Annotated in this window: 8 protein-coding genes; 6 read left to right on the plus strand and 2 right to left on the minus strand. The window is 40.6% G+C overall.

The features are described 5' to 3' along the window. Positions 1-77 precede the first annotated feature (77 nt). A complete protein-coding gene (locus tag ACGE0T_RS16140; protein ID WP_459187627.1) occupies positions 78-1,019 on the minus strand; it encodes a FecR family protein in 942 nt (313 codons plus the stop codon). Between the two features lie 140 nt (positions 1,020-1,159). On the opposite strand from ACGE0T_RS16140, the gene ACGE0T_RS16145 reads away from it, so the two are divergent. Both ACGE0T_RS16145 and ACGE0T_RS16150 read left to right on the plus strand, forming a co-directional pair. Further along, entirely contained in the window at positions 1,160-1,735 is a 576-nt protein-coding gene (locus ACGE0T_RS16145) for an RNA polymerase sigma-70 factor (protein ID WP_459187628.1), read from the plus strand. A gap of 183 nt (positions 1,736-1,918) precedes the next feature. Further along, on the plus strand, positions 1,919-4,225 hold the full coding sequence (locus tag ACGE0T_RS16150) for a GH92 family glycosyl hydrolase (protein WP_459190494.1): 2,307 nt from the start codon (positions 1,919-1,921) through the stop codon (positions 4,223-4,225). Between the two features lie 139 nt (positions 4,226-4,364). Here ACGE0T_RS16150 and ACGE0T_RS16155 read toward each other — a convergent pair whose 3' ends face one another. Continuing rightward, entirely contained in the window at positions 4,365-6,248 is a 1,884-nt protein-coding gene (locus ACGE0T_RS16155; protein WP_459187629.1) for an ABC-F family ATP-binding cassette domain-containing protein, read from the minus strand. 421 nt (positions 6,249-6,669) lie between these two features. Between ACGE0T_RS16155 and ACGE0T_RS16160 the strand changes: the two genes are divergently transcribed. Genes ACGE0T_RS16160 through ACGE0T_RS16175 form a run of 4 tightly spaced genes read left to right on the plus strand, consistent with a single transcriptional unit; the run spans position 6,670 to position 13,183 of the window. After that, positions 6,670-9,513: a SusC/RagA family TonB-linked outer membrane protein gene (locus ACGE0T_RS16160; protein ID WP_459187630.1), complete on the plus strand. Its 2,844-nt coding sequence runs from the start codon at positions 6,670-6,672 to the stop codon at positions 9,511-9,513. A 33-nt stretch (positions 9,514-9,546) separates the two neighbouring features. Further along, positions 9,547-10,566, plus strand: coding sequence for a glycoside hydrolase family 18 (locus ACGE0T_RS16165; RefSeq protein WP_459187631.1), 1,020 nt, complete (start codon positions 9,547-9,549; stop codon positions 10,564-10,566). A 6-nt stretch (positions 10,567-10,572) separates the two neighbouring features. Beyond that, on the plus strand, positions 10,573-11,745 hold the full coding sequence (locus ACGE0T_RS16170; protein WP_459187632.1) for a BT_3987 domain-containing protein: 1,173 nt from the start codon (positions 10,573-10,575) through the stop codon (positions 11,743-11,745). 19 nt (positions 11,746-11,764) lie between these two features. Next, positions 11,765-13,183: a BT_3987 domain-containing protein gene (locus ACGE0T_RS16175; RefSeq protein ID WP_459187633.1), complete on the plus strand. Its 1,419-nt coding sequence runs from the start codon at positions 11,765-11,767 to the stop codon at positions 13,181-13,183. The last annotated feature ends 201 nt before the right edge of the window (positions 13,184-13,384 follow it).

Raw genomic sequence — 13,384 nt, forward strand, 5'->3', positions numbered from 1 at the left:
GTTCTTAAAAAAACACGATAAAAATGGCACTTTTTTCATTTTCAATCGATTAGACATTAAATTAATAAATGATATCTCTATTTTTTCAGTTCCAATATCCACTTGTCTTTTATCACATTCCCATTTTTGTCAATCTTTCCATGGTGATAAGTAGAAGATAGATTAGATGACAGTTCCAATATATCGATAACCTGGTTCAACCTCAGGTCTTCAAAGTGAGCCGTAAAACGCATATTGGCAATTTCTTTGTCTTTCAGAATAATCTCCACGCCATACCAATGGGATATATTCTCTATTACATCACTCATCAGGTCGTTGTCAAATAGCATATAGTTGTCTTTCCATCCTATTTGTTTCCGGACATCTATTTCCTGTACCTTAAACGAATTTTTCTGCGTATTGTAATTAAAATATTGCCCTGGAGTTAATGACGCCAGAACGTTTTTTCCATTTTTCAAACGCTGCTGCATCTCGACATGTCCTTCCGTTAAAGTCACTCGCAAAGCATCCTGATAGTCGGTGCTACAATTAAATTCCGTACCGGTTACCCTTACATCCAGATTTTTCAGACCGACATAAAAAGGTTTCTCCGGATTCTTGTAAACATCAAAATAAGCCTCTCCTTCGATCTGGACTCTGCGTTCCTTTGCCTCCAGCATGTTTTTATCATAAGTCAGCCGTGTTCCGCTACGCAGCCAGACAGTCGAGCTATCCGGTAATGTGTAGAACACTTTTGTACCATTCATAGCCACCACTTCCACAGGTTCATACACATGCTTTAAAAGAGGATTATCCAAAGGCCTTTTCGATAGCTCCAAGCCAATATTAGCAAGCAACAGAACAGGTATCAATACGGCAGCCACCCAACGGACACGCATCCATAGTTGTTGCTGTTTCGATTTCCGGTTACGGGAAATGTATGCCATAAAACGTTCATGCCCCTTTTCCTTATCCACTGCCTTCATTTCATTCAGCAGAGTTATCGCTTCCTGTAAACTGTCTTTATCCTTTAAATCCATCCTATCTATTTTGTCCTTTTATATACCAAAACAGGTATGTTTGCCGAAGTACGTACTCCAAATCCTGTTTTTTTTTGTTTTTTCTCAAGAATATTTTCAAATCTCATATCTTTGCAGTTGTAAATAATTTTAAATCAAGCATGGAGATAGCTGATCGGGATTTTATGAAAAGTATTAGAAGAGGGGATGTGTCAAGCTTTTCTCTCCTCTTCAATCAATATTATTCCGGGCTGGTAGTATATGCAAATCAATTTCTAAGTTCAATAGAAAACTCCGAAGACATCGTCGACGATGTCTTCGCTTCTCTCTGGGAGAAGCGCGAAACGCTCGACCCCGAGCTTTATCTCAAAGGCTACTTATTCACATCGGTTCGAAACCGTTGCCTCAACCATATAGAACATCTTCGTGTACATTCCGAATATCAAAAGAAGATATTAAAAAAAGGAGATACGGGTTGTTCACTGACATGGGAATATTTTGTCGAATCGGAGCTAAACGAAATGATTGAAAAAGCTTTGGAAAAACTGCCTCCACAGCAAAAAAAAGTATTTATGATGAGCCGTTTCGAAAATAAAACAGCCGCACAAATTGCAGAAGAGCTCGAAATTTCCCCCCGAACAGTGGAGAAACACATTGAAAAAGCACTCCAATCCCTTCGGGCTGATTTGAAAGATTATTTACCGGTGGCGTTATTAATCTGGCTTTTGAACTATTGATTATAAAAAATTATCAGTAAGTTTGCAGCGTCCTTATCTGAAAAATCCATTTTATCCGTTTACCTCCTTTAATATAATCCTTCTAAAAAAGGAGATACATTTTTTATGGTAGAAGTTAAATTTATCAATTCATTATAACCTATGTCACTATCTAAAATTTCAAGAACATTTTTATGTGCCGGGATGGTTTTGTGTGCAAGTCAGGTTAGCTGCTTTGCCGACAATCAGGCAGATGCACCTCTCACCCGTTATGTCAAACCGCTGGTAGGAACTTCCGGTTTCGGGAATGTGTATCCGGGAGCCCAACTGCCTTTCGGCGGTATCCAGATCAGTCCGGATACGGATTTCGATTACTACGATGCTGCCGCCGGCTATAAGTATGACCACAAGACCTTGTTAGGATTTAGCCTGACCCATCTTAGCGGAACAGGTATACCCGACTTGGGCGACTTCTTATTTATGCCGGGTACGGGAACTGTCCACCTGAATCCCGGAACACACGAAAATCCGGATAACGGATACCGTTCCCGCTACAGTCATGAACAGGAATGGGCCGAACCCAACTACTATGCCGTAAACTTATTGGATTACGGAGTAAAAGCAGAAATGACTTCCGGGGTTCGCAGCGGCATGTTACGTTTCACCTATCCGGCATCCGAAGATGCTTTTATCTTATTGGATTTAAAGCATACTTTATGGCAAAAATGCAAGTGGGCAAATATCCGGTTAGAAAACGACTCTACACTGACAGGATACAAGTTAGTAAAAGGTTGGGGACCGGAACGCCACATCTATTTTACAGCCGTATTTTCCAAACCTATTAAAGATTTCTGTTTCTACCAGGACAGCGTTCCGGTAAAATACAACACCAGCCGTTTTCGCAGTACAATGGAAACCTGGGGAGAAGATATCAAATGCTGCATCCGCTTCGCAACAAAGGCAAACGAACAGATAACCGTCAAAACCGCAATCTCGGGGGTTAGTACCAACGGTGCCAAGCTGAACCTGAAAGAGTTGGATGGAAAAAGCTTCGACCAACTGAAAGCAGAAGGTCAAAAACTCTGGAATAAAGAACTCGCACGCTTTGAGGCAAAAGGAGATCAAAAACAAAAAGAGACATTCTATACATCCGTATACCATTGTTTCCTGCACCCCTTTATTTTTCAGGATGCAGACGGACAATTCCGCGGCTTGGACAAGAATATCCAGAAAGCAGACGGATTCACCAATTATACTACCTTCTCTTTATGGGATACCTATCGCGCCTTCCATCCGTTATTAAACCTGGTACATCCCGATATTAATGCGGATATTGCCAAATCCATGCTCGCCCACTATGACAAGAGTGTGGAACATATGCTTCCTATCTGGTCATTCTATGGAAACGAAACCTGGTGTATGATTGGTTATCACGCTGTTTCCGTGCTTGCCGACATGATTGTAAAAGAAATTCCGGGATTCGATTATGAACGGGCTTACGAAGCAATGAAAACTACTGCCATGAACCCGAATTATGATTGCCTGCCGGAATATTGCCAACTGGGTTGGGTTCCGTTCGACAAAGAAAAAGAATCTGTATCCAAAACACTGGAATATGCTTATGATGATTATTGTATCGCTCAAGCAGCAAAAAAATTAGGAAAAATGGAAGACTATGCCTATTTCCTGAACCGTTCTCTTTCTTATCAGAACCTGATTGACCCGGAGACAAAATATATGCGTGGGCGTGACAGCCAGGGAAACTGGCGGACACCGTTTGCACCGATTGCCTATCAAGGGCCGGGTTCCGTTAACGGCTGGGGCGATATTACGGAAGGGTTCACCATGCAATATACCTGGTATGTTCCCCAGGATGTACAAGGCTATATTAATGCCATGGGACAAAAGTTATTTACGACCCGCCTGGATTCCATGTTTACGATTGAACTTCCGGACGACATTCCGGGTGCTCACGACATCCAGGGACGTATTGGTGCATACTGGCATGGGAACGAACCTTGCCATCAAATAATTTATCTGTATAACTACATCCAGCAACCCTGGAAATGCCAGAAATGGATTCGCACAGTATCTGATTCTTTCTATGGTAATGAACCGGGATCCCTTAGCGGTAACGACGATTGCGGACAAATGTCGGCGTGGTATCTGTTCAATACTATGGGCTTCTATCCTACTGCTCCTTCCAGCAATATTTACAACATAGGTTCGCCTACATTGCCGGAAGTCACATTACATATGTTGAACGGAAAAGATATTCAAGTTACTACAGAAAACTGGTCGACAGAAAATGTCTATATAAAGAAGATGTTGCTGAACGGAAAAGAGTATGACAAATCATACTTCACCTACGATGACATAAAGAATGGAGCAACTATCCATTATGTCATGAGCAATAAACCGAATAAAGGCAGAGCCGTTTCAAAAAGCAGTACACCTCCTTCTTTGTCGCAAGCTAAAAAAACACTGATGTACCAACAACCGGTGAAATAAATTAACGCACCTACCGGTACAAAATAGAAATGCAGTGCTGTATCCAGTCTTCGCATACGAGCGAGACTGTTTTGCAGCACTGCATTTTATCTTCGAATGTCTCTGACGGGATAAATCGAAATCAAATGACCTCAAAAGTTCAAATCAATTCGCTTAATTCGAGCCAACGCATTGTTTTCTCATCTATTTCGTCTATCACCTTGGCTATTCGTTCCGATTTAGCCAGTAACTCATCATTACTTAATGTTCCGCTGCTCATCGCAGCTTCCAATTCTGCTTTTTCGGATTCAAGTACCGGTATCTCAGATTCAAGCGCTTCAAATTCTTTCCGTTCTTTAAAAGTTAATTTCTTCTTTTGTTCCTTTTCAGGACGGGATGTTTTATCTACAACCGGAGCGATTTTTACCTGACGGGCAACTTCCGCTTCCCTTTCCAGTTGGTCCTGAACCTCTTTCCAATCCCGGTACTGAGTGTAGTTTCCGGGGAAATCCTTAATATCGGCATTACCTCGAAAAACCAACAGATGATCCACTACTTTATCCATAAAATAACGGTCATGGGAAACAACAATCACACAACCTTTAAAACTACGGAGATATTCCTCCAATACATTCAGTGTGATAATATCCAAGTCATTAGTAGGTTCGTCCAATACCAGGAAATTAGGATTACGCATCAACACCGTACATAAATACAGGCGGCGCTTTTCACCTCCACTCAATTTATATACATAACTATGCTGTTTTTCCGGAGCAAAAAGGAAGTAATTCAAAAACTGTGATACCCCCATCTTCCGACCGTCACCCAAATCCACATATTCGGCAATATCCTGAACCACATCTATCACTTTCATTTGCTCGTCAAATTGAAGACCGTCCTGGCTATAATATCCGAAGCGTATGGTTTCACCAATATCGAAATGTCCGCTATCCGGCTCCACTTCACCCATCAACATTTTAATAAAGGTTGATTTACCGGTCCCATTATTCCCGACAATTCCCATTTTCTCGTAACGGGCAAAAATATAATTGAAGTCTTCAACAATTTTCAAATCGCCAAAACGCTTACAGACATGTTCTGCCTCAAATATTTTGGAACCGATATAAGAAGCTTTCACATCCAGGTTCACGTTTCCGTTTTCCTGCCGCTGTTTGGCTTTTTTCTCCAACTCATAAAATGCGTCTATACGGTATTTAGCCTTTGTCCCACGCGCCTGTGGTTGGCGGCGCATCCAGTCCAGTTCTTTTCTTAGCAGGTTATTGGCACGGTCTATTTCCGCATTCTGAGTCTCAACCCGTTCCTCCCGTTTTTCCAGATAATAACTATAATTCCCTTTATATTGGAATATTTGTTTCCGGTCTATCTCGATAATCTCGCTACATACACGATCCAAAAAGTAACGGTCGTGCGTAACCATCAAAATACTGATATTGGCACGACCCAGATATCCTTCCAACCATTCTGTCATTTCCAGGTCCAGATGGTTGGTCGGTTCATCCAAAATAATCAGTTCCGGGTCGGTTATCAACACATTCGCCAAAGCAACGCGTTTCAACTGTCCTCCTGATAAAGTTTCTACTTTTTGGTCAAAATCCTGGATTTTAAGTTGGCCCAGGATTTGTTTGGCTTTTTGCTCGTAGTCCCAAGCCTTCACATTATCCATACGAAGCAAGATATTTTCCAGATTGGCATGGTCGCCACTCGACATTGCCTGCTCGTATTCAGCTATCAAACGAACCGTTTCATTCGGCGAATAGAAACAAGCTTGCAATACAGTCAAACCATCCGGGTAATGAGGAGTTTGCTCCAAATATCCGACCCGTAAGTCATTGCGGAATACAACTGTTCCACTGTCATAATCTTCTTTGCCTGCTATGATATTTAATAAGGTTGTTTTACCGGTTCCATTTTTTGCAATCAAGCCGACTTTCTGCCCCTGCGCGATCCCAAATGTTATATCCTCAAAAAGGACCAAATCGCCGAAACTCTTGGTCAGTTTATCTATTTGTAAGTAGCTGATCATACTTTCTGTTTTTTTATAATCCGGACAAAGATAAAGATAATCCGGGACATATGCCTTGTGCGTCCCAGACCAAACAGTTATCCTGAAATAAAAGACTACTTTAAAATTAACAGAGTTTTATTCCATATTAAAAGAACATATCGTAGATTTGCGAATCCTTAAAAATACACTTAACCAATAATACCGGATTTCAGATATCCTTTTACAATATATCAGGAATCCTTTTGAAAAAAGTCTAATAACGGAAAATGAAGAGCAATAAATACCACACAAGGAACTGGGCATCTTTGCCCGAATCGTTTTTATGTTCAATAGTCAACCCGCCATAGAAATGATTTTCCTGAAAGATATTGTACAATATCCATCTTTTACCAATACAATTTATTTTCTAATCTTTCTATATTAACCCTTAAATTCAATTATGAACCTAAAGTTATTTCTATCATTGGTTGTTACCTTGGGCTTTTCTTACACAGCAAACGGACAACAAGAAAACAACTGTAAAGCCACCTTCAAACTGAAAGGAAAATCTGTTTCCGGGGCATTAGGCATCCAAACTACGGATTCCTCTCTCAGTTATCCCGTACAACAATTCAATCAAGAAGATTTCCTGAAAGTAAAAGATGTCAATTTCATCAACGCATTAAGTGGGAAAGCAGCAGGAGTTGTAATTAATCCGAGTTCCTCAGGCGTTGGAGCTGCCAGCCAAGTCACCATCCGCGGGACAAAAGGATTTTCCCAAACTTCAAATGTACTGTATGTCGTGGATGGCATACCTATGTTCAACCTGATGAGCGGAGGCAGTAGCGGCATCCATTCCAATGGTTCAACCGAACCTATTGCCGACTTGAATCCGGAAGACATCGAGTCACTTACCGTACTTACCGGAGCCACAGCAGCAGCTCTTTATGGCAGCCATGCCTCCAATGGCGCCATTATAATCAACACGAAAAAAGGAAAGGCGGGAAAGACATCGATTACGATATCCAGCCAGACAGTGATGATCAACCCACTCGTAATGCCTCGCTTTCAGAATACTTATGGTTCTGGAAATATAGAGGCAGGTATTTATTCAGGTAGTCAAAGTTGGGGCGATCGTTTCAATGCCGGAACATCCTGGAATTATTCACCGCAAGACAATTATTTCCGTACCGGAATTGCAGCAATGGAATCAGCATCCCTGTCTACAGGAACCCAACAGAACCAAACCTATTTATCCGCTGCCGCAACCAATTCAAGAGGTATAATTCCGAACAACGGATATGACCGGTATAACCTGACTTTCCGCAATACGACCCGTCTTTTCGATGATAAACTCCGTATCGACCTGGGAGCTGAATATATCTACCAAAAAGACCGGAACCGGATCAATCAGGGACTTTATTCCAACCCGCTCATTTATTCTTATTTGCTTCCACGTGGTAGTGACTGGACCAATGTCCAAATGTATGAACGTTACGATCCGGAGCGGCAAATTATGGTTCAAAACCTCCCTCAAACAATGGATGGGCTAATGGCACAAAACCCCTATTGGGCGAACTACCGTAACCTGCTCGATATGCAACGTGACCGCTATGCTCTTACCGCTGCCGCTTCTTATCTGGCGACAAACTGGCTTACTGTTTCAGCCCGCCTGCGAATGGATAATACAGGAACAAACTTCTCGGAAAAATATTATGCTTCATCCGATAAAAATATAACCAACAATTCAGAAAACGGATTCTATGGTGTACTGACCGGTAAAGAAAAGCAAACCTACGGCGACCTTATCTTGAAAGCCAATCACTCTTTTGCTTCCAACTGGACTATACAGGCGGCACTCGGAGGCTCGTTTTCCCATCTTTCACAAAACTACCTCCGCACTTCGGGAGGGATTGCGAACTATAATACCCCCAACAGTTTTGAACTGGGAATGCTCGACCCTTCTTTAATGTCCGGTGAAGAATACCGTTGGAAACAACAATACCAGAGTGTATTTGCAAGTGCGGACTTAGGATTCAAAAATACGTATTTCCTGCATATTACCGGCCGAAATGACTGGCAATCACAAACTATCAACGGACATACTCTTAATGCGACCTACCTCTACCCTTCTGTCGGAGCTTCTGTTATTTTATCCGAGATCATACCCTTTCCCCAACAAATTTCATTCTTGAAATTGCGGGCATCCTATGCTTCTGTTGGTATGGCAACCCCTTACCAGCTTACAAACCGGGCATATACGCATGATAATCCTCTATCCGTTTATTCCGAAGCAGAAAAATTGGTAACCAAACTGAATCCAGAACGAACCAATTCTTTCGAAGCCGGAATTTCAGCACGTTTCCTCCGCTATTTCAATGTTGATTTCACTTACTATAATGCATTAACCTCCGACCAGTTGCTTATGTCGCCTTACTCGAGCGAAATATACGCATACCGACTGACTGGTAGCGTAAGAAACAGCGGATTCGAGCTTGCTTTGGGTTTTGAAAACCAATGGGGTAAATTAAACTGGCGTTCCGACTATGTCTTAAATACGAACTGCAATACAATCTCTAAAATCCAGATAACTGATTCTTACGGACATTCACTGAAAACTGATGCAGGATGGGATGCCGGAGGACTTAACAACGCTCGCTTTCTATTGAAAGAAGGAGGAAGCCTGGGAGACCTTTATTCTTTAACTGATCTTAGAAAAGATAGTAAAGGATACATTTACATCAATGAAAACGGTTCCCCGGAAGCTACGAAGGACATTGCACCAATCCATATGGGAAGTGTATTGCCTAAAGCCAATATGGGTTGGCGCAATAATTTCACCTATGCAAACTTTAACCTGGACTTCCTTTTTACAGCACGGATTGGCGGCATCGTTTATTCCGCAACCCAAGCGATAATGGATGAATACGGGGTTTCAGAAACGACTGCGGATGCACGGCTGGCAGGAGGAATCGTACTTAATGGAGATAACGACCGAATCTCTGCTCAAAAGTGGTACACGGCTATTGGTTCCGATGGAGGTGTTCCACAATACAACACTTATGATGCGACTAATATCCGTTTACAAGAACTGAGTATCGGATATACAATTCCCCGTAAATATCTTGGTAACATACTTGATATGACAATCTCACTGGTTGGACGCAACTTATGGATGATCTACTGCAAAGCTCCGTTTGATCCGGAAATGACAGCCACTACAGGAAACTTTTACCGCGGAATCGACTATTTTATGATGCCTTCTACCCGTAATGTAGGGCTAAATCTTCGATTCAAATTCTGATTTTACCTATATAAACCCTAAAAGAATAAGAATATGAAAATAAAAACCTTACCGCTTTTGTTATTAACCCTGCTTATTGCAACAGGTTGCAGTAAATGGACCGAACCGAAAGCCATCGAAGTAGAGCATTCGACCATTGACAAACAAAATCCGGAACTTTATGCCGAATACTTAAAGAATCTCCGTACTTATAAGGCTACAGACCATAAAATCGTATTGGCATGGTTTGATAACCTGAATTATGACACATACTCTTCACGCGGACAACATCTTAGCGAGATCCCCGATAGTGTCGACATGGTAATTCTAAAAAATCCCCGTGAACTAAACGAACAATTACTGAAAGAAAAGGAACTCCTTCTAAAAGACAAAGCAACAAAAACACTTTCTTTTACAGGATACGATCAAATTATCCGGTCTTATACATCCACAGGTGAAGTATCAGGCGCAGGATTAACTGATTATATCAACCAACAAACAAAGATGTCTCTGATATTGGCCGACGAATATTCATTTGACGGTATGATTGTTAAGTATGAAGGAAAATCAATGGAAGCGATGGAACCGGAAGAACTGGAAGAATATATCCGCACACAGGAAGCTTTTCTCGAACCTGTAAAAGACTGGTCGAAAAGCAATCCGGACAAAATTCTTATTCTTGAAGGAAATCCTTCTTATATATATGATAAAAGTTTCCTTTCGGACTGTAGCTTTATTCTTATTTCTACCAACACTGCAAAATCACAAGGTGAATTTACCACATTTGTAAGAAAAACAATAGAAACCGGGGTCCCGACCGATCGTTTTCTAATAAGTGCCGAAACACAGACTTCTAACCCTTATGATCTTACCACCGGATATATATCCGATAATAACGGTAACAAAATGAATGCCATTATCGGAGCTGCCTATTGGACAGTAATGCCCGACTCATGGTTTACAAAAGCAGGTATCGCAATCCTGGAACTTCAACGGGATTATTACAGCTTGGGTAAAGAATACCATTTTACACGGGAAGCTATCAGTATTATGAATCCTAACTCTCAAAAATAGAATGCAATGAAACAACTATATTTTCAACTTCTGTTACTTTTTCCAGTAATCATACTATTAAATGCATGTACCAATAACGATTCTTTTCATAAAGATTTCGATAATCGTGTTTATATTGATGTATCTTCTATTGAAGATATAAACCCGGTACGTGGATATGTAGATAGTGTAATGACAAAAAGCCTCCGTTGTGCTGTTGCCAAGCCCACAGACAAAGAGATCGAAATAACCTATAACATAGTCCCTTCACTGGTTGATATTTACAACGAAAAAAATAAGACGGTAGCTAATTTACTTCCGGAAGAATATTATACATTTGAAAATGAACAAGCTATAATTTCTGTAGACAGTGCCCGTTCTACTGAGACAAAATTGTTTTTCCATGACCTGGAAAAACTAAATCCTGATGAAGACTATGTATTGCCCCTCCAAATCAGCAACGCGACTAATATCGATATACTTGAATCGGGACGTACTATTTATTATGTATTTAGGCTTCGTTCTGTGATTGAAGTTGTTGCAGATGGAGAAGAAAATGCTTTTTTTGTCACATGGACAAAGCCGGAAGTTGTACAACATCTCACAGCCTTTACCTGGGAAGCACTTTTTTATTGCCGGGATTTTAATTATGATGTAATCAGCACAGTTATGGGTATCGAAGGATATTTCCTAATTCGTATAGGTGATGCCGGCATACCTAAGAATACACTTCAAATTTCATCAATGAATGGTAATTGTAACATAAATTCCCAACTTTTACCAACTCATCAATGGATACATGTAGCAGTAACCTTCTATGCTCCAACCAATCATTTGTGTGTCTATTTGGATGGAGAATTAGTAGCAGATAGGGAACACTGGATCAATGGCCCTGAGGAATATGACTTTACGACGAAGCTTTTAACCGGAGGGTTTGCCATAGGTTACTCCTGTAATGAAGAAAGATCATTACATGGATTATTTTCAGAATGCCGAATGTGGAATATATTAAGAACACCCCAGGAAATAAAAGAAAACGTCTACTATGTCGATCCGCATAGCGAAGGGCTGATTGCCTATTGGAAATTTAATGACGGTTTCGGAAATACAATTACCGACCATAGCGGAAACAGGAATCATGCCCATGCCCAAAAAGAAATTATTTGGCATAAAGTCTCTCTTCCTGAAACACAAGAATAACATTTTATAATTTAAAACTATGCGATATACAATCCGACATATTAGCCCTGTGGCTATTTTATTAACAATAGGTACTATCCTATTCGCTTCGTGTGAAAAATCCATTCACACCGGACCGGTAAATGAAGATCCTTACGATGCAAGCCGACATGTTTATATGTATGCTCGTAACTATAATAACCCGCAAAGTAATCATGTGGTAGAACTAAGTGATTCGCTTACATCCGTACAGATGGAGATCGGATTAACGAAATCCCATTCAAAAGATATGAATATACAGTTCTCTATCGATCCGACTGTGTTGGAACGTTATAATGAACTACATAGCACTTCATTTGGGATGTATCCGGCAGACCACATTTTTCCTAAAGGGACAAACGGAGTATTCATCCCGGCAGGGGAAACTCATATAGATCCGGTAACCATACAAATACAAAAGGATACAACGCTCCAAAAAGGGAAAACCTATGCAATCCCCATTGCTCTGAAAAGTTCAGAAGACTCCGTATTTGTTTCCGGGAAAACCGGAGGAATGATTTGGTTGGTACAGGTACTCGATTCCATACAAAGTGCAGAAAAATCGACCGGAATTAAAACTATCTGCTACTTTGAAATACGTGGAGGAGGGAATCCGCTCAATGCCGGAATCTGGCGGCTAAAAAATAGTGGAAAACCTCTAATCGACATTGTTCACCTTTTCTCTGTCGGATTATGTTATGATTCTCTTGAAAGAAAAGCATATCTTAAACCCTATGCCGCAGTCGGACATATACTTAACAACCATGAGAAATATATCAAACCTCTGCAAAAACTCGGAATTAAAGTATGCATGGATATTATACCAATGAAAGGGGCAGATGGAGTTGGAGTTGCAAACTTACCTGATGATGTGGCTTTAAACATCGCTCGAGAAGTCAGAGCATATGTCGATGCCTACGGACTTGACGGAGTTGATTTCGATGACGAATATGTAACATACGCAAACAGACCAAAAGGATACCCGGCAGCTTCTTCCGAACGTTATTCCCGCCTGGTTTATGAATGCTGGAAAATTATGCCGGACAAAATTGTTACAGTATATGATATAGGATACACAGGCAAAAATTATGGAAATAACTTCTCCTCTCATGACGGGATTGATCCTGGAGAATATATTAGTTACTCCTATCAAGCATATTATGGTCAATGGGATAATTCCGGTTATTCAAGATTCAAGGGAATGAGCAAAAAGCAATGGGGTCCGTATGCGATAAATATTGATGAAAACAGTAGTCCGAGTTCCTATCATCTAAAGCTGCTAAGAAGTGAAGGATTTGGAGTATTGAATATTTACAATATGATGCCGAAAGATTATACCGACAAATTAAATATTGTTGCCAGAGAATTATATGATGACGAAATCTATATGTTCCATCCTCCTTACGAACGTGATTGGTAAAAAGATGCACACACTATAAAAATACATTCATAGTTATGGTTTTTCCAAATGATAGTTATGATTTTGGAAAACCATAACTATGAATGTCCAATAGGATATAGAAATCCGTATGTTCAAAAACAGGGTTGATAAACTTCATTTATAATAAAGATACATGTTAACTATACACAAAAGAGTACAACCCAAGATAAAATGCCTAAT

Source organism: Parabacteroides sp. APC149_11_2_Y6 (assembly GCF_054506995.1).